Annotated in this window: 15 protein-coding genes; 8 read left to right on the top strand and 7 right to left on the bottom strand. The window is 68.0% G+C overall.

Annotation, left to right across the window (positions count from 1 at the left end; all coding sequences use genetic code 11):
* Window positions 1-5: 5 nt before the first annotated feature.
* Both AC5Y6Y_RS11210 and AC5Y6Y_RS11205 read right to left on the bottom strand, forming a co-directional pair.
* The gene (locus AC5Y6Y_RS11210) at window positions 6-221 is read right to left on the bottom strand and encodes a hypothetical protein (protein ID WP_499926640.1); all 216 of its coding nucleotides are present in this window, start codon (window positions 219-221) and stop codon (window positions 6-8) included.
* A 109-nt stretch (window positions 222-330) separates the two neighbouring features.
* On the bottom strand, window positions 331-1,971 hold the full coding sequence (locus tag AC5Y6Y_RS11205) for an adenylate/guanylate cyclase domain-containing protein (protein WP_463826605.1): 1,641 nt from the start codon (window positions 1,969-1,971) through the stop codon (window positions 331-333).
* Window positions 1,972-2,044: 73 nt separating this feature from the next.
* On the opposite strand from AC5Y6Y_RS11205, the gene nucS reads away from it, so the two are divergent.
* Entirely contained in the window at window positions 2,045-2,707 is a 663-nt protein-coding gene (gene nucS, locus AC5Y6Y_RS11200) for an endonuclease NucS (protein WP_499930055.1), read from the top strand.
* Window positions 2,707-2,988 carry an Rv1322 family protein gene (locus AC5Y6Y_RS11195; protein WP_499930054.1) on the top strand — a complete coding sequence of 94 codons (282 nt, stop codon included), beginning with the start codon at window positions 2,707-2,709 and terminating at the stop codon, window positions 2,986-2,988. The genes nucS and AC5Y6Y_RS11195 overlap by 1 nt, the downstream gene beginning before the upstream one ends.
* Here the strand turns inward: AC5Y6Y_RS11195 and mce are convergent.
* A complete protein-coding gene (gene mce / locus AC5Y6Y_RS11190) occupies window positions 2,985-3,443 on the bottom strand; it encodes a methylmalonyl-CoA epimerase (RefSeq protein ID WP_463826602.1) in 459 nt (152 codons plus the stop codon). The genes AC5Y6Y_RS11195 and mce overlap by 4 nt on opposite strands.
* An 82-nt stretch (window positions 3,444-3,525) precedes the next feature.
* Here mce and AC5Y6Y_RS11185 point away from each other — a divergent pair, with 82 nt between their 5' ends.
* Window positions 3,526-4,707 (top strand): acetyl-CoA C-acetyltransferase, encoded by a 1,182-nt coding sequence (locus AC5Y6Y_RS11185; RefSeq protein WP_499926649.1) that lies wholly within the window; start codon window positions 3,526-3,528, stop codon window positions 4,705-4,707.
* Between the two features lie 131 nt (window positions 4,708-4,838).
* Window positions 4,839-5,765 (top strand): tetratricopeptide repeat protein, encoded by a 927-nt coding sequence (locus AC5Y6Y_RS11180; protein WP_499930053.1) that lies wholly within the window; start codon window positions 4,839-4,841, stop codon window positions 5,763-5,765.
* 12 nt (window positions 5,766-5,777) lie between these two features.
* Here AC5Y6Y_RS11180 and glgB read toward each other — a convergent pair whose 3' ends face one another.
* Together glgB and AC5Y6Y_RS11170 are read right to left on the bottom strand one after the other, a co-directional pair.
* Entirely contained in the window at window positions 5,778-7,979 is a 2,202-nt protein-coding gene (gene glgB / locus AC5Y6Y_RS11175) for a 1,4-alpha-glucan branching protein GlgB (protein WP_499930052.1), read from the bottom strand.
* A gap of 6 nt (window positions 7,980-7,985) precedes the next feature.
* Window positions 7,986-10,049 (bottom strand): alpha-1,4-glucan--maltose-1-phosphate maltosyltransferase, encoded by a 2,064-nt coding sequence (locus AC5Y6Y_RS11170; RefSeq protein ID WP_499930051.1) that lies wholly within the window; start codon window positions 10,047-10,049, stop codon window positions 7,986-7,988.
* A gap of 297 nt (window positions 10,050-10,346) precedes the next feature.
* Between AC5Y6Y_RS11170 and glgP the strand changes: the two genes are divergently transcribed.
* Window positions 10,347-12,938, top strand: coding sequence for an alpha-glucan family phosphorylase (gene glgP / locus AC5Y6Y_RS11165; protein ID WP_463826597.1), 2,592 nt, complete (start codon window positions 10,347-10,349; stop codon window positions 12,936-12,938).
* Between the two features lie 41 nt (window positions 12,939-12,979).
* Here glgP and AC5Y6Y_RS11160 read toward each other — a convergent pair whose 3' ends face one another.
* Both AC5Y6Y_RS11160 and AC5Y6Y_RS11155 read right to left on the bottom strand, forming a co-directional pair.
* Entirely contained in the window at window positions 12,980-14,962 is a 1,983-nt protein-coding gene (locus AC5Y6Y_RS11160; RefSeq protein ID WP_499930050.1) for an ATP-dependent DNA helicase, read from the bottom strand.
* 2 nt (window positions 14,963-14,964) lie between these two features.
* Window positions 14,965-16,263 carry a nicotinate phosphoribosyltransferase gene (locus AC5Y6Y_RS11155; protein WP_499926660.1) on the bottom strand — a complete coding sequence of 433 codons (1,299 nt, stop codon included), beginning with the start codon at window positions 16,261-16,263 and terminating at the stop codon, window positions 14,965-14,967.
* Window positions 16,264-16,316: 53 nt separating this feature from the next.
* On the opposite strand from AC5Y6Y_RS11155, the gene clpS reads away from it, so the two are divergent.
* From clpS to AC5Y6Y_RS11140, 3 genes are read left to right on the top strand one after another with little or no spacing between them, the layout of a single operon-like run.
* Complete coding sequence (gene clpS, locus AC5Y6Y_RS11150) at window positions 16,317-16,622, top strand: ATP-dependent Clp protease adapter ClpS (RefSeq protein ID WP_055579620.1); 306 nt, start codon at window positions 16,317-16,319, stop codon at window positions 16,620-16,622.
* 24 nt (window positions 16,623-16,646) lie between these two features.
* Entirely contained in the window at window positions 16,647-17,228 is a 582-nt protein-coding gene (gene aosR, locus AC5Y6Y_RS11145; protein WP_463826594.1) for an oxidative stress transcriptional regulator AosR, read from the top strand.
* Window positions 17,225-18,250: a P1 family peptidase gene (locus tag AC5Y6Y_RS11140; protein ID WP_499930049.1), complete on the top strand. Its 1,026-nt coding sequence runs from the start codon at window positions 17,225-17,227 to the stop codon at window positions 18,248-18,250. The genes aosR and AC5Y6Y_RS11140 overlap by 4 nt, the downstream gene beginning before the upstream one ends.

The raw sequence follows: 18,250 nt of genomic DNA, 5'->3' as shown, positions 1-18,250 counted from the left end.
GCGGATCAGTCCCCGCCGCCGCACCCGCCCCCGCAACCGCTGTCGCCGCTGCAACCGTCGCCGCCACCGCCGCAACCTCCGTCGCCGTCGTTGCGCCGGGAGCGGCGCCCGGCGTCCCAGTCGTCGCCGCGTGGATCTCGCAGGGCGCTGATCGCGGCCCTCGCGCCCAGCAGAACGAGGGATGCCAGCACCCCGCAGATTATCCAGCCGGCGCTGTCCATGGGCACAGGCTACTCGCGTCAGCAAACACTGCAAGGGCGTATACCTGGCGCTTGGGCCCACTACCGCAACCGTCGGCGCCGCAACTGCCTGCGCCGTACAGCGGCAGCGCTACTTCTTCTGTTCAGCCTGCTTTGCGGGTTCAGCCGGCTCAGCGGGCGAGGCCAGCCGGGTGCGGTGATCGTGGCCACGCAGTTTGACGTGTCTGCCCAGCGTCCACCGCGCCTGCTCTTCCTCGCTGGCGTCTTCCACCGTCTGCGCCGACGCCAGCAACCGTCCCGGTTTGGATTTCGCCAACTCGCACAGCCGTGCGGCCTCGTTGACCGGCTCGCCGATCACCGTGTACTCGAAGCGCTCCTTGGCGCCGACATTGCCGGCGACCACCTGCCCGGCCGCCACGCCGATACCCGCTTTGCATTCGGGCATTTCCTTGGCCAGCCGGTCGGCGATCGACCGGGCCGCGGCCAGCGCCGAGTCCTCGGGGGAATCGAGATGATTCGGGGCTCCGAAGATCGCCAGCGAGGCGTCGCCCTCGAATTTGTTGACCAGGCCGCAGTGTGCGTCGACCTCCTCGACGACGATCGTGAAGAACCCGTTCAGCATCTGCACGACCTCAGCGGGCGGGCGTTTGCTCACCAACTGCGTCGAGCCGACGATGTCGATGAAGACGACGGCGACGTGGCGTTCCTCGCCGCCGAGCTTGGGTTTTTCGCGTTCGGCGGCCAACGCCACTTCACGCCCGACATGGCGACCGAACAGATCGCGCACCCGCTCGCGCTCGCGCAGCCCGTCGACCATCGTGTTGAATCCCCGCTGCAGCTCACCGAGCTCGGTGCCGTCGAACACAACCAGGTCGCCGCGCAGGTCGCCCTGCTCGACGCGCCTGAGCGCTGATCGCACCACCCGCACCGGGGTGGCCGTCAGCCACGCCAGGATCCACATCAACGTGAAACCGAAGATCAGCGTGACCGTCGAGATGATCAGCACTCCGACCGCGAACTGGGTCTGAGTCAGGTTGCGCAGCACCATCTCGAAGACCGCCATCAGGCCGATGCCGACGACGGGCACACCCGAACCGAGCAGCCACACCAGGATGGTGCGCCCCATGATGCCCGAGGACAGTCGCCGGGGCGGGGGTCCGGCCTCGAGTGCTTTTGCGGCAACCGGCCGCAGGGCGAACTCGGTGAGCAGATAGCTGCTGGTGGTCACCAGCAGCCCGCAAAAGCCAACCGCCACCAGGAATCTCGGGACGAACATGGTGTTGGCGATCCCGTAGAGGATGGTCAGCAGTGCGGTGCCGATGCCCCACAAGATCAGATGGCCGACCGCGACACGCCACGGGGCCATGAAGGTGTTGCGTTCATCCTTTTCGGTGGGTGCGCGGTCCTCGATCGCCCAGCGCAACGACTCCACGGTGCCGCGGGTGATCCCGTAAGTGCCTACCGCCAGTGCGACGACGATGTAGCTCGGGTTGACGATGAACGTGAGCCAGATCGGTGCGTCGTCGAAAATGCTCGGCACCGGCACGGCGACGGTCACCAGCAACACGGCGACGGCGATGCCGATCAGATTCGCCCCCAGAATGAGGACGGTCATGATCACCTGGATGCGGACCCGTCGGCGGTGCGGGTCTTCTGCGACACGTCCGAGCAGCCAGGAGCCGTACGCGGGGGTATCCGGTCGTCCGCTCTGCCGGGTCAGCTTCTCCAGCAAGCGGCCCAACCGCTGGGCAAAGGTCGGCTTGGACGGCATCGTGGCGCCAGCCTAGTTTGTCGAGACGTTGCAGGCTCGCTCGGGTTTCGCGGGCAGGCTCTAAGGTGGTCGGGTGCGTCTCGTCATCGCCCAGTGCACCGTGGACTACATCGGCCGGCTCACCGCACACCTGCCGTCCGCGCGGCGGCTGCTGTTGTTCAAGGCCGACGGCTCGGTCAGCGTGCACGCCGACGATCGTGCCTACAAGCCGCTCAACTGGATGAGCCCGCCGTGCTGGCTGAGCGAGGAACCGGGGCCGGTGTGGGTGGTGACGAACAAGTCCGGTGAGCAGTTGCGCATTACCGTCGAGGCGATCGAACACGACTCCAGCCACGAGCTGGGCATCGACCCGGGACTGGTCAAGGACGGCGTCGAAGCTCACCTGCAGGCGCTGCTCGCCGAGCACGTCCAGCTACTCGGCGAGGGCTATACGTTGGTGCGTCGCGAGTACATGACCGCGATCGGCCCGGTGGACCTGCTGTGCCGGGACGAGAAGGGCGGCTCGGTCGCGGTGGAGATCAAGCGCCGCGGCGAGATCGACGGTGTGGAGCAGCTCACCCGTTATCTGGAACTGCTGAACCGCGACAGCGTGCTGGCTCCCGTGCAGGGGGTGTTCGCCGCCCAGCAGATCAAGCCGCAGGCCCGCACCCTGGCCACTGATCGTGGGATCCGTTGTCTGACATTGGATTACGACAAGATGCGGGGTATGGACAGCGACGAGTATCGGCTGTTCTGATGACGCGGCGCCGCAAACCGCCACTTAGGGCGCCGTCGCTGGCGCCGCGCCGGCTGGAGACCGGGCCGGACGGCTACGAGTACGAGGTGCGCCCGATCGCCGCGGCGCGGGCCGTCAAGACCTATCGCTGTCCCGGATGTGATCACGAAATACGTTCCGGCACAGCACATGTGGTGGCATGGTTAGCTGAAACCGCGGCCGCGGTGGCGGACCGGAGGCATTGGCACACGCCGTGCTGGACCAATCGGGCCAACCGCGGGCCGACCCGCAGGTGGTCCTAACGCTCGGCCGGTTCGACCAATTCGATCAACACCCCACCGGCGTCCTTGGGGTGGATGAAGTTGATCCGGGAGTTTGCGGTGCCGCGCCGGGGAGCGTCGTAGACCAGGCGCACGCCCTGGGCCCGCAGCTGCTCGCACATCGCGTCGAGGTCCCTGATCCGGCAGGCCAGCTGCTGGATGCCGGGGCCGCGCTTGTCGATGAACTTCGCGATCACCGAGGTCTCGTCGAGCGGGGCCATCAGCTGGATCTGTGCGCTGGTGCCGGGCACGGCCAACATCGCCTCACGAATGCCCTGGTCGTCGTTGATTTCCTCGTGCACCAGGATCATGCCCAGGTGGTCGTTGTACCACTCGATGGCGGCGTCGAGGTCGGCGACTGCGATGCCGACGTGATCGAGGCCGGTAACCAGTGAGGTAGCCAGACTCTGACGGGCGTCAACTTGATCGGTCGTCATCTCCTAAAGGTAACCTCATAGAGACAAAACCACACTTCCGGGTTGGCGCGGCCAGCCCTTCGGTGTGCGCTGAGGAGGATTCATGACGACGTCGGTGATCGTTGCTGGAGCGCGGACACCTATCGGCAAGTTGATGGGGTCGCTGAAGGATTTCAGCGGCAGCGATCTGGGTGCCATCGCGATCAAAGGTGCCCTGGAGAAGGCGAACGTGCCGGCTTCCGCGGTCCAGTACGTGATCATGGGCCAGGTCTTGACCGCCGGGGCCGGGCAGATGCCCGCCCGCCAGGCTGCGGTGGCAGCCGGTATCGGCTGGGACGTGCCGTCGCTGACGATCAACAAGATGTGTTTGTCCGGGATCGACGCGATCGCCCTGGCCGACCAGCTCATTCGTGCCGGTGAGTTCGATGTCGTGGTCGCCGGTGGTCAGGAGTCCATGACCAGGGCGCCGCACCTGCTGATGGACAGCCGATCGGGCTACAAGTACGGCGACGTCACGGTGCGCGACCACATGGCCTACGACGGGCTGCACGACGTGTTCACCGATCAGCCGATGGGTGCGCTGACCGAGCAGCGAAATGACACCGACAAGTTCACCCGTCAGCAGCAGGACGAATACGCGGCGCAGTCCCACCAGAAAGCGGCCGCGGCCTGGAAGGACGGTGTGTTCGCCGACGAGGTCGTACCGGTGGAAATCCCGCAGCGCAAGGGTGATCCGCTGCAGTTCGCCGAGGATGAGGGCATCCGCGCGAACACCACCGCCGACTCGCTCGCCGGCCTCAAACCGGCGTTCCGCAAGGACGGCACGATCACCGCGGGATCCGCGTCGCAGATCTCCGACGGCGCGGCCGCGGTCGTGGTGATGAACAAGGCAAAAGCCCAGGAACTCGGGTTGTCCTGGCTGGTCGAGATCGGTGCGCACGGCGTGGTCGCCGGACCGGACTCGACCCTGCAGTCCCAGCCCGCCAACGCCATCAAGAAGGCGCTGGACCGCGAGGGTATCTCGGTCGAGGATCTCGACGTCGTGGAAATCAACGAGGCCTTCGCCGCGGTGGCCCTGGCCTCCACGCAGGAGCTGGGGATCGACCCGGAGAAGGTCAACGTCAACGGCGGTGCGATCGCCGTCGGACACCCGATCGGGATGTCCGGGGCACGCATCACGCTGCACGTGGCGCTGGAGCTGGCCCGCCGCGGATCGGGCTACGGGGTGGCAGCACTGTGTGGTGCCGGCGGCCAGGGCGACGCGCTGATCCTGCGGGCCGGCTAGCGCGCCGACGAGTTTGCTGGCGGACCACCGATCCGACACCTTTACAGTTTCTGTGAGATTTGTCATATGAGTTTCCGAAAGCCCCGGAGGGCGCCGTCGGTGGTGCGAAGCGGCGTGACAGACTTGACGGCGTGACACGTCCACGGCCCTCGATCGGGCCAGCGTTGGCCGGTGCGGTCGACCTGTCCGGTCTCAAGCAACGCGCGCAACAGAAGGCGGCGACCCCCGCGGCCGCTCCGCAGTCCGGCGACCGAAGCGACCCCGGTGACGTAGCGGTCATTCAGGTCACCGAGGCCAACTTTGAAGACGAGGTGATCAACCGGTCCGACGAAGTCCCCGTCGTGGTGCTGCTGTGGTCACCGCGCAGCGAGGTCTGCGTCGAGTTGCTCGAGACGCTGGCGGGTCTGGCCGCCGCGGACAACGGCAAGTGGGCGCTGGCTTCGGCCAACGTCGACGCCGCGCCCGGGATGGCCCGGGTGTTCGGGGTGCAAGCGGTCCCGACGGTGGTGGCTCTGGCCGCGGCGCAACCGATTTCGAGTTTCCAGGGTCCGCAGCCGGCGGATCAGTTGCGCAGCTGGATCGACAAGCTGCTGGACGCGACCGCGGGTAAGTTGCGGGGGCCGGGAACTGTGGGAGAGCCGGCGCAGGTCGACCCGGCGCTGGCCCAGGCCCGGGCGGAATTGGAAGCCGGCGATTTCGCCGCGGCCAAAGCGTCCTACCAGGCGATCCTGGACGCCAACCCGGGCAGCGTCGAAGCCAAGGGCGCCATCCGCCAGATCGACTTCCTCACCCGCGCCACCGCGCAGCGACCGGACGCCGTCCTGGTTGCCGACGCCGCGCCCGAGGACATCGACGCCGCGTTCGCCGCGGCCGACGTGCAGATCCTGAACCAGGACGTCGCCGGGGCGTTCCAGCGACTGACCGCCCTGGTGCGGCGTACCTCCGGAGACGAGCGCGGCAAGGTGCGCACGCGGCTGATCGAGTTGTTCGAGCTGTTCGACCCGGCCGACCCCGAGGTCGTGGCCGGGCGGCGCAACCTCGCCAACGCGCTGTACTGAGACCTGCGCCGGTTACTCGGGTTCCAGCCACAACGCCGACATCGGCGGCAGCACCATCACCGCCGACGCGGGGCGTCCGTGCCAGGGATCCTCGGTGGCATCCACGCCACCGAGATTGCCGATCCCCGAGCCGTTGTAGACCGTCGCATCGGTGTTGAGCACCTCGCGCCAGCGGCCGGCGGCGGGCAGGCCCATCCGGTAGTTGGCGTGCTCGGCACCGGCGAAGTTGAACACACACGCCAGCACCGAACCGTCGCTGCCGTAACGCAGGAAACTCAACACGTTGTTGGCCGAGTCATTGGCATCGATCCAGGAGTAGCCCTCCGGGGTGGTGTCCTGACTCCACAGCGCCGGGTGGCTGGTGTAGATGCCGTTCAGGTCGCGCACCAATCGCAGTGTCCCGTTGGAGAATCCCTGCTCGTCGAGCTGCCACCAGTCCAGGCCGCGTTCCTCGGACCACTCGGCACGTTGCCCGAACTCCTGACCCATGAACAGCAGTTGCTTGCCCGGGTGGGCCCACTGGTAGGCGAGCAGGCTGCGCAACCCGGCCGCTTTGGCGTGGTTGTCGCCCGGCATCCGGCCCCACAGCGTGCCCTTGCCGTGCACCACCTCGTCGTGACTCAGTGGCAGCACGTAGTTCTCGCTGAAGGCATACAACAGCGAGAACGTCATCTCGTGGTGGTGATAGTTGCGATAGATGGGATCACGGCTGAGGTAGTCGAGTGTGTCGTGCATCCAGCCCATATTCCACTTCATCGAAAAGCCAAGGCCGCCAAGGTTCGTCGGGCGGGTGACACCCGGCCACGACGTCGACTCCTCGGCAATGGTGACGATGCCCGGCGCGGCCTTGTGTGCGGTGGCGTTCATCTCCTGCAGGAACTGCACCGCCTCCAGATTCTCCCGCCCGCCGTAAATGTTCGGCGTCCAACCGTCGGCCGGACGCGAATAATCCAGGTAGAGCATCGAAGCCACCGCATCCACCCGCAGCCCGTCGATGTGGAACTGGTCGAGCCAGTACAACGCGTTGGCCACCAGGAAGTTTCGTACCTCTGGTCGGCCGAAGTCGAAAACGTAGGTGCCCCAATCCAGTTGCTCGCCGCGCTTGGGGTCAGAATGCTCGTAGAGGGGCGTTCCGTCGAACCGGCCCAGCGCCCACGAGTCCTTGGGGAAGTGGGCCGGCACCCAGTCCACGATGACGCCGACACCCGCTCGGTGCAGGGCGTCCACCACCGCTCGGAACTCGTCGGGTGTGCCGAACCGGGAGGACGGCGCATAGTACGAGGTGACCTGGTACCCCCACGACCCGCCGAACGGATGCTCGGCCACGGGCAACAGCTCCACGTGGGTGAAACCCTGTTCGACAACGTATTCGGTCAGCTCATGGGCGAGCTGCCGATAGGTCAGGCCGGGCCGCCACGAGCCCAGATGCACTTCCAGGGTGCTCATCGGCTCGAACACCGGGTTGCGTTGCGCGCGGCGGGCGATCCACTCGTCGTCGGTCCAGGTGTAGCGGCTCACCGTCACCCGCGACGCGGTCTGCGGCGGCACCTCGGTGCCGAAGGCGAACGGGTCGGCGCGGTCGGACACCACTCCGTCGGCGCCGTGCACGCGGAACTTATAGAGGCCGTCGACGGGAAAGTCCGGCCAGAACAATTCCCATACGCCCGAGGAGCCCAGCGTGCGCATCGGGGCGTCGTTGCCCGTCCATCCGTTGAACTCACCAATCAGACTGACTCCGTTTGCATTCGGCGCCCACACTGCGAAGGACACCCCGTCGACCACCCCGTCGGGCGTGGTGAAAGATCGGGGATGAGCGCCGAGCACTTCCCAGAGCCGTTCGTGGCGGCCCTCGGCGAACAGGTGCAGGTCCACTTCGCCGAGGGTGGGCAGGAACCGGTAGGCGTCGGCAACGACATGTGGGGCGGCGCCTCGAGGATCTCCGTAGGTCACTTCCAACCGGTAGTCGACCAGGTCGACGAAGGGCAGCACGACCGCGAACAATCCGGAACCGATGTGCTGCAACGGGAATCGCTGGTCGCCGACCAACGCGACCACGCTGGTCGCGTGCGGGCGGAAGGTCCGGACCACCGTGTGATCGCCGTATTCGTGGGCGCCCAGGACACTGTGCGGATTGTGATGCACGCCTGCCGTCAACCGGTCCAACTCGGCGGGGTCGGGCGCCAGGTGTGCCGTGGCGAGATCAGTTCGATTCATTTCCTGTCACCTCCTGCGCAGCAGGGTGCGTCGGGCCTCGTCGGGCATGACCGGCATGTTCACGATGTGCGCCACTGCCCGGCCCGGATCGAGGCGGACGTAATTGGCTTGCCCCCATTGATATTCCTCACCGGTGATCTCGTCGCGCACCCAGAACCGTTCGTAGGGCTCCATACCCAACGCCTCCATGTCCAACCACAGCGTCGACTCCTCGGGTCCGAACGCGTTGAGCGTCACCACCACCAGCACGCAGTCACCGGTAGCCGCGTCGAACTTGCTGAAGGCCAGCAGGGCGTCGTTGTCCAAGTGGTGGAAATGGATGGTGCGCAGCTGCTGCAGCGCGGGATGCAGGCGGCGGATCTCGTTGAGCCGGGTGATGAACGGCTCCAGCGAATTCCCTTCGGCCAGCGCAGCCGCGAAGTCGCGCGGACGCAATTCGTATTTCTCCGAATCCAGGTACTCCTCGCTGCCTTCGCGCACCGCGCGGTGCTCGAACAGCTCGTATCCCGAGTACACCCCCCACGCCGGGCTCATCGTCGCGGCCAGCACCGCACGGATGGCGAACATGCCCGGCCCGTTGTGTTGCAGGATCGCATGCAGGATGTCCGGCGTGTTGACGAACAGGTTGGGGGTGCGGAAGTCGGCGAGTCTGGCGATGTCGTTGCCGAACTCGGTGAGTTCCCACTTGGCCGTGCGCCAGGTGAAATAGCTGTAGGACTGGGTGAAGCCCAGCTTGGCCAGGCCGTACTGGCGCGCCGGCGGAGTGAACGCCTCGGACAGGAACAACACGTCGGGGTCGACCGACTTGACCTGGCCGATCAACCAGGCCCAGAAGTTCGGCGGCTTGGTGTGCGGGTTGTCGACCCGAAAGAACTTGACGCCGTGGTCGATCCAGTACCGCACCACGCGCAGCACCTCGTCGTAGAGGCCGGCCGGGTCATTGTCGAAGTTGATCGGATAGATGTCCTGGTACTTCTTGGGCGGGTTCTCCGCGTATGCGATGGTGCCGTCGGGCAGCTCGGTGAACCAGTTGCGGTGGTCGCGGGCCCACGGATGGTCCGGCGCGCACTGCAGCGCCAGGTCCAGGGCAACTTCCAGACCGAGGTCGCGGGCGGCGGCGACGAAGTCATCGAAATCGTCGATGGTCCCGAGCTCTGGATGCACTGCGTCGTGGCCGCCTTCGTCGCTGCCGATCGCCCACGGCGACCCGACGTCTCCGGGCGCGGCAGTGGGATTGTTGTTGCGGCCCTTGCGGTGCACCTTGCCGATCGGGTGGATCGGCGGCAGGTAGACGATGTCGAAACCCATCGCGGCGATCCGGGGCAGCGCGGCCGCCGCGGTGGCGAAGGTGCCGTGCACCGGGTTGCCCTCAGCGTCCCAGCCGCCGGTCGAGCGCGGGAACATCTCGTACCACGAACCGAAACGGGCCAGCGGCCGGTCCACCCAGACGCCGAACTGCTCTCCGCGAGTGACCAACTCCCGCAACGGGAACGCGTCGAGCAGGTCTTCGATCTCAGGAGCGAGCGCCAACGCGGTGCGGGTGATCGGGTCACCTGGCGTCCGCAGCGCCGCCGCCGCGGCCAACAGCGGTTCCCGTTGCTGGCGGGGCACCCCCGCGGCCGCGCGGTCGAACAGCGCGGCGCCGACCAGTAAGTCGTTGGACAGTTCGCTCTCGCCTTGGCCTGCATCGAGTTTCGCCGTCAACCCGTGCCGCCAGGTGTGGATCGGATCACCCCAGCCCTCGACCCGGAACGCCCACAAGCCAACCCGGTCGGGCGCAAACTGGCCGTGGAAGACATATGGTTCCAGGCCGAGCGCCATCGGCAGGCGCAGCGGGCTATCGCGCTCGGACCCCTCGCTATCCGGGGCGGACTTGACCCCGCGCCCTTCGGTCACTTGCGGGTAGCGCGTCCCCAGATAGCGCACCACCAGCGTGGCTGCCACCGCGTCATGGCCCTCTCGCCACACCGCGGCACTGACCGGGATCACCTCGCCGACCACCGCTTTGGCGGGGTACATACCACACGAGACCACGGGCTGGACGTCGTCGATCTCGACACGACCGGGCACCAATCACTCCCATCCGATGTGCGGCCCCTGCTGCGCTGCATTGTCGCTGGAGGGTCCGGCTGCCCGGCTGCGTGGCGGCCCGGCCCTGGGCCGCATCGTGGCCGGAATATTCCTGAGCTGTTCACCCCGGTCGGCGCGTCGGTCGGTCATCGGGGTGTCGTTCTGGGTCGGTCTGTTGGCCTCTTTGCGCCCATACCCACCCTAGTGTCGGACTACACCGAAGGTGTCGAAGCCGACTGTCGAGGCGTTCCCGGCGGAAGGCTGCAGCCTGGCAAAACCTCAGTAAGGTTGAAATGCGTGAAAGCCCTCCGCCGCTTTACCGTCCGTGCTCACCTTCCCGACCGACTCGCCGCGCTGGACCAGCTGTCGACGAACCTGCGCTGGTCGTGGGAGAAATCCACCCAGGATCTGTTCGCGTCCATCGACGCTGAGCTGTGGTCCAGGTGCGGCAACGATCCGGTGGCGGTGCTCGGCGCCGTCAAGCCCGCGCGTCTAGACGAATTGGCGCTCGATGAGGATTTCCTGCGTCGACTGGACGCACTCGCCGCCGACTTGAACGACTATCTGACCAGGCCGCTGTGGTATCAGCAACAGGGAGACGAGGCAGCCCTGCCCACTGGGATCGCGTATTTCTCGATGGAGTTCGGTGTCGCCGAAGTGCTGCCCAATTACTCCGGCGGTCTCGGAATTCTGGCCGGCGACCACCTGAAATCCGCATCCGATCTGGGCCTGCCCCTGATCGCCGTCGGGTTGTACTACCGCTCCGGGTACTTCCGCCAGTCGTTGACCGCGGACGGTTGGCAGCAGGAGACCTACCCGTCGCTGGACCCGCAGGGACTGCCGCTGCGGTTGCTCACCGACGCCGCCGGCAGTCCGGTGCTGGTCGAGTTGGCCTTACCGGATTCCGCACAGCTGCGGGCGCGGGTCTGGGTCGCGCAGGTCGGCCGGGTGCCGCTGTTGCTGCTGGACTCCGACGTCCCGGAGAACGAGCACGAGTTGCGCGGCGTGACAGACCGGCTGTACGGCGGCGACCAGGAACACCGCATGGTCCAGGAGCTCCTGGCCGGGATCGGCGGGGTCCGCGCGATTCGCGCCTTCACTGCCGTCGAGGGGCTGCCGGCCCCGGAGGTCTTCCACATGAACGAGGGTCACGCCGGCTTCCTCGGGGTCGAGCGTATCCGCGAGCTGGTCACCGAATCGGGCCTGGACTACGACACCGCGCTGACGGTGGTGCGGTCCAGCACGGTGTTCACCACCCACACCCCGGTCCCGGCGGGCATCGACCGGTTCCCGGTGGACCTGGTGCGGCGCTACTTCGACGACCAGGGCGACGGCGTCCCGAAACTGCTGCCCGGGGTGCCCACCGCCCGGGTCCTGGCGCTGGGCGCCGAGGACGACCCGACCAAGTTCAACATGGCGCATATGGGCCTGCGGCTGGCGCAGCGCGCCAACGGCGTATCGCTGCTGCACGGTCAGGTCAGTCGCGCCATGTTCAACGAACTGTGGCCCGGATTCGACGCCGGTGAGGTGCCGATCGGGTCGATCACCAACGGGGTGCACGCCCGCACCTGGGCGGCGCCGCAGTGGTTACAGCTGGGCCGCGAGCTGGCCGGATCGGATTCGTTCAGCGGACCGGCCGTCTGGTTGCGGCTACAGCAGGTCGACCCGGGGCACCTGTGGTGGATCCGATGCGAACTGCGGGCGCTGCTGGTCGAGGACGTCCGGGCTCGGCTGCGCAGGTCGTGGCTGGAGCGCGGCGCATCAGAAGCCGAATTGAGTTGGATCGCAACCGCATTCGATCCGGATGTGCTTACCATGGGCTTCGCCCGACGGGTTCCGACCTACAAGCGGTTGACCCTGATGCTGCGCGATCCGGCTCGGCTGGAGCGGCTGCTGCTTGACGAGCACCGGCCGATCCAGCTGATCGTCGCCGGCAAGTCGCACCCGGCGGACGACGGCGGCAAGGCGCTGATCCAGCAGGTGGTGCGGTTCGCCGATCGACCGGAGGTGCGCCACCGCATCGCTTTCCTGCCGAACTACGACATGTCGATGGCCCGGCTGCTCTATTGGGGCTGCGATGTCTGGCTGAACAATCCGCTGCGGCCGCTGGAGGCCTGTGGCACCTCCGGCATGAAAAGCGCCCTCAACGGCGGCCTGAATCTGTCCATCCGCGACGGTTGGTGGGACGAGTGGTACGACGGCGAAAACGGTTGGGAGATACCGTCTGCCGACGGCGTGGCCGATGAACACCGGCGCGACGACCTGGAGGCGACCGCGCTGTACAACCTGCTCGAGCAGGCGGTGGCACCGAAATTCTACGAACGTGACGAGCACGGCACGCCGCCGCGCTGGATCGAGATGGTGCGGCACACGTTGCAGACACTCGGACCCAAGGTGCTGGCATCGCGGATGGTCACCGACTACGTCGAGCAGTACTACACCCCGGCGGCCCAGTCACTGCGCCGCACGGTCGCCGCTCCCGACGGTGGCCACGAGTTCGACGCGGCGCGCGAGCTCGCCGCGTACCGGCGCCGCGCCGAAGCGGCTTGGCCGAAAATCCACATCACCGACGTGGACAGCACCGGATTGCCCGACAGCCCGCTGCTCGGGTCGAAGCTGACGCTGACCGCGACCGTGCAACTGGCCGGACTGTCGCCCGACGAGGTAGCGGTGCAGGCGCTGCTGGGCCGGGTCGATGCCGGCGACGTGCTGCAGGATCCGATCGTGCTGGGAATGACCTACGCCGGCAGCGCCGACGGGGGCAACCAGGTGTTCTCCACCACGACGCCGCTGCCGATGGCCGGTGCGCTGGGCTACACCGTGCGGGTGCTGCCGCGGCATCCGATGCTGGCCGATAGCAGCGAACTAGGGCTGGTCACGCTCGCGTAGCTGTCGGCGAGCAGACGCAAAGGCCCCGGAAAAACGGCGTTTTAGGGTGCTTTTGCGTCTGCTCGCGCCAGGCGGGTGAGCGCCGCGCGGACCTGCCCGGCGTTGGTGGTCTGCCAGAACGGCGGCAGCGAGGCACGCAGGTACTCGCCGTAGCGTGCGGTGGCCATGCGCGAGTCCAGCACCGCCACCACGCCGCGGTCGCTGACCCGGCGCAGCAGCCGGCCCGACCCCTGCGCCAGCAGCAGCGCCGCATGGCTGGCCGCGACGGCCATGAACCCGTTGCCGCCGCGGGCGGCGACCGCGCGCTGACGTGCGCTCAGCAGCGGATCGTCCGGCCGCGGAAACGGGATGCGGTCGATCAGCACCAACGACAGCGACGGCCCCGGCACATCGACGCCCTGCCACAACGACAAGGTGCCGAACAGCGACGTGGCCGGATCGGCGCTGAACTGCTCCACCAACGCTGAGGTGCTGTCGTCACCCTGGCACAGCACCGGGGTGGACAACCGGTCGCGCATCACCTCGGCGGTGGCCCGGGCCGCGCGCATCGAGGAGAACAACCCCAGCGTGCGGCCACCGGCGGCGGTGATCAGATCGGCGATCTCGGCCAGCTGCTCAGCCGATCCGGTGCCGTCCCGGCCCGGCGGCGGGAGATGCGCGGCGATATAGAGGATGCCGGATTTCGCATGCTGGAACGGCGATCCGACGTCAAGGCCGCGCCAGGACGACTCGCCGCTCAGTCCCCAGGCCGCGGCCATCGCATCGAATGTCCCGCCGACCGTCAGCGTCGCCGACGTCAACACCGTCGTCGACCGGGTGAACACGTGGCTGGCCAGCAACCCGGCCACCGACAGGGGAGCCACCCGCAGCACTGCGCGCGGTGCACCGCGGTTGTCCTCGTGGTCGAGCCAGACAATGTCGGTGCGGTCGACCAGGGCCGGGCCGAACGAGGCGAGGACTCGAGCGGCGGTGTCGGAGATCTCGAGCAACGCTGCCGCGGCCTCCGCGCGCGCCGCGGCCGCCCTTGCATCGCTGGTGCCTTCGATCGCCGAGCGGGCCGCGGCAGCGGCGTCGCGCAGCGCGGTCAGGTAGGTCGCCAACTCGTCGTCGAGGTGGTCGATACGACCGGGCCGGGCCTCGTGGATCGCCGACGCGAAAGTCGTCGAAGCCGCTTCCAGGCGCTGGACCAGCTCGGGAGCCACCAGGCGGGCGATGCGTCGGGTGGCCACTCCCAGCGTCGCTGACGTCAGTTCCGCGGTCGCCACCGAGGTCACGCGATCGGCCAGCTCGTGCGCCTCGTCGACGACCAGCAACTGGTGTTCGGGCAGTACGGCCGAGTCGGACACCGCGTCGATGGCCAGCAGTGCGTGATTGGTGACGACGACATCGGCCCCGCCGGCGCGCCCCCGGGCCCGTTCCGAGAAGCATTCGGTGCCGAACGGGCACCGGGCCACGCCGATGCATTCCCGCGCCGAAACGCTGACCTGTGCCCAGGACCGGTCCGGTACACCAGGTTTGAGGTCGTCGCGGTCACCGGACTCGGTTGCCTCCGCCCATTCGGTGAGGCGTTGCACGTCGCGGCCCAGCGCGCTGACCGCCATCGGATTGAACAGTTCCTCCTGCGGTGCATCGGAATCCTCGGTATGCAGAGAACCATGGATCTTGTTCAGACACAGGTAGTTTCGTCGTCCCTTGAGTAGGGCGAACGTCGGCCGGCGCGGCAGCGCGTCGGCCAGCGCGTCGGCCAGCCGGGGCAGGTCGCGGTCGACGAGCTGGCGCTGTAGCGCGATCGTCGCCGTCGACACCACCACGGGTTCGTCGTCGCTCACCGCCCGCAGGATCGACGGGACCAGATATGCCAGCGACTTGCCGGTGCCGGTGCCGGCCTGCACCACCAGGTGCTCACCCGTGGCGAAGGCCTGCGCGACCGCAGCCGCCATCTCCTGCTGGCCGCGGCGCTCACTGCCGCCGAGCGCCGCCACGGCGGTGGCCAGCAGCGCCCCGACCGCTTCGGCCTCAGACACCGTCAGGCCGGGATGATCTGGGTCGGTATCGCCGGTTCGCCGGGCGACAAACTCAGGCCCTCCCAGGGCAGGCTACGCAACCCCGCGGCCACCCGCTCACGGACCGCGGCGAGGTCCTCGGCGGCGACCACCCGACCCGCGCGGACCAGCGGGGTGGTCAACACCCGGTGCGGCTCGTCGATGGCGGGTGCGCGCCCCGCCGGATGCACGATCTCCTCGGTGATGGTGCCGGTCGGCCGCGCCAACCGCAGCGCCGCCTTGCGACCGCCGTGCGACTGCTTCTGGCTGCTGCGCTTCTGCACCGGAATGCCGTCCACCTCAACGAGTTTGTAGACCATGCTGGCCGTCGGCGCCCCCGAACCGGTAACCAGCGAGGTGCCCACGCCGTAGCTGTCGACCGGTGCGGCGAGCAGGCCGGCGATGGAGAATTCGTCGAGGTCGCCGGTCAACACGATGCGGGTCCGCGGGGCGCCGAGATCGTCGAGTTGAGCGCGCACCTGGTGGGCCAGCACCGCGAGATCGCCCGAATCGATACGGACCGCACCCAACTCCGGTCCCGCGGCTGCTACCGCGTTGGCCACCCCCGTCGTCACGTCATAGGTGTCGACCAGCAGCGTGGTGCCGGGCCCCAGCGCATCGACCTGCGCCCGGAAAGCGCCCAACTCTTGGGGCCCGTCCCGCCCGGTATGAACCATGGTGAACGCGTGCGCGGCGGTCCCCACCGCGGGCACGCCGTACCGTCGGTGGGCCTCCAGATTGGAGCTGCCGGCGAAGCCGGCCAGGTAGGCGGCACGGGCCGCCGCGACCGCGGCGCGTTCGTGGGTACGCCGGGTGCCCATCTCGATCACCGGCCGGTTGCCCGCCGCGCAGACCATGCGCGCTGCGGCCGACGCGATCGCCGTGTCGTGATTGAAGATGGACAGCGCCAGGGTCTCCAGCAGCACGCATTCGGCGAAGCTGCCGTGCACCGACAACACCGGAGAGTGCGGGAAATACAGCTCGCCCTCGGCGTAACCGTCGATGTCGCCACCGAAGCGGAAGTCCCGCAGATAGTCCACCGTGTCGGGATCGAGGAACCCGGCCAGCAGATCGCAGGCGTCGTCATCGAATCTGAACTGCGGCAAGACTTCCAGCAGGCGGCCGGTTCCGGCTACCACGCCGTAGCGGCGGCCCGCCGGCAACCGGCGGGCGAACAGGTCCCAACTGGTCCGGCGGTGGGCGGTGCCGTCGCGCAGCGCCGCCGCCAGCATGGTCAATTCGTATTTGTCGGTCAGCAGCCCAGCTAATGCCGAGTCATTCACGTCGCCAACGGTATCGGCTGACTGCCCCGGTGTGCTCTCGGTATCCTTGCCGCATGGTGGTTGCGATAGCGCCGGCCAAGCCGGGTAGCACCGGGCAGCGCGAATCCGCGCCGGTCGAGGCTACGACGAGCCCGTGGGTCACCATCGTCTGGGACGATCCCGTCAATCTGATGACCTACGTGACGTATGTGTTCCAGAAGCTGTTCGGCTACAGCGAGCCCCATGCCACCAAGTTGATGCTGCAGGTGCACAACGAGGGCAAGGCCGTGGTGTCGTCGGGTAGCCGGGAGTCCATGGAAGTCGACGTATCCAAGCTGCATGCCGCCGGATTGTGGGCGACGATGCAGCAGGACCGCTGAGACCCGGGGCGGCCGGAAAACATCGTGCGCAAATGGAAGCGCGTCGAGACCCGCAGCGGTCCCCGTTTTCGGTCGTCGCTCGCCCCGCACGAGGCGGCGCTGTTGAAGAATCTGGTGGGCGCGATGATCGGGTTGCTCGACGAGCGCCAATCCACCTCGCCGTCCGACGAGCTCGAGGAGATCACCGGCATCAAGACCGGGCATTCCGAGCGTCCGGGCGATCCGACGCTCGGGCGGTTGCTGCCGGACTTCTATCGGCGCGACGGGGCCGACCCGCTGACTCTCGAAGCCTCCGAGACGCTGAACGCGGCGTTGCGAAGTGTGCACGAGCCGGAGATCATCGACGCCAAACGTGTTGCCGCCCAACAGTTGTTGGACACTCTGCCGGGCAACGGCGGCCGGTTCGAGCTGACCGAGGAGGGCGCCAACGCCTGGATCGCGGCCGTCAACGATCTGCGGCTGACCCTGGGCGTGATGCTCGAAATCGGCCCGCAGGGTCCCGAACGCCTACCGGCCGACCACCCGCTGGCTGCGCACTACGACGTCTACCAGTGGCTGACGGTGTTGCAGGAATACCTGGTGCTGGTGTTGATGGGGCCGCGATGAGCTCCATCACCGACGTGGGCGGTATCCGCGTCGGACATCACCACCGGCTGGACCCCGACGCATCGCTGGGCTCCGGGTGGGCCTGCGGTTGCACCGTGGTGTTGACGCCGCCGGGCACCGTCGGCGCGGTCGACTGTCGCGGTGGTGCGCCCGGTACCCGCGAGACCGATCTGTTGGACCCGGTCAACAGCGTGCGCTACGTGGATGCGGTGTTGCTGTCCGGTGGCAGCGCCTACGGTCTGGCCGCCGCCGACGGCGTGATGCGCTGGCTGGAGGAACAGCAACGCGGCGTGGCGATGGACGGGGGAGTGGTACCGATCGTGCCGGCAGCGGTGATCTTCGATCTGCCGGTGGGTGGCTGGGATTGCCGGCCGACGGCCGAGTTCGGTTACCAGGCCTGCCAGGCGGCCGACGACGCGTCGCCGCCGGTCGGGATTGTCGGCGCCGGAGTCGGGGCCCGGGTCGGTGTGCTCAAAGGCGGCGTGGGGACGGCGTCGGTGAGCCTGCCGTCGGGGGTGACGGTGGGCGCGCTGGTGGTGGTGAACGCTGCGGGCGAAGCCGTGGACCCGGCCACCGGTCTGCCGTGGCCGAGCGAACTGATCAGCGAGTTCGCGCTGTGCCCGCCACCGCCCGAGCAGGTCGATGCGCTGGCGCAGTTGCCGTCGCCGTTGAGCGAGTTGAATACGACGATCGCGGTGGTCGCGACCGACGCCGCGCTGAGCCCCGCCGCGTGCCGGCGGGTCGCGATCGCCGCGCACGACGGCCTGGCACGTACGCTGCGCCCGGCGCACACCCCGCTGGACGGCGACACGGTTTTCGCATTGGCCACCGGTGCGGTCGAGGTGCCGCCCTCGGCGAACACCCCGGCCGCCATGTCGCCGGAAACCGGCCTGCTCACCGCGGTGGGGGCGGCGGCCGCGGACTGCCTGGCGCGCGCAGTGCTTGACGGGGTGATCGCGGCCGAATCGGTCGCCGGCGTCCCGGCCTACCGCGACGTGCTGCCCGGAGCGTTCCGGAGATGA

The sequence above is a fragment of the Mycobacterium sp. NGS24 genome (assembly GCF_059813065.1).
The sequence above is the reverse complement of the archived record's forward strand: the minus strand, read 5'-3'. Positions and strand labels throughout refer to the sequence as shown.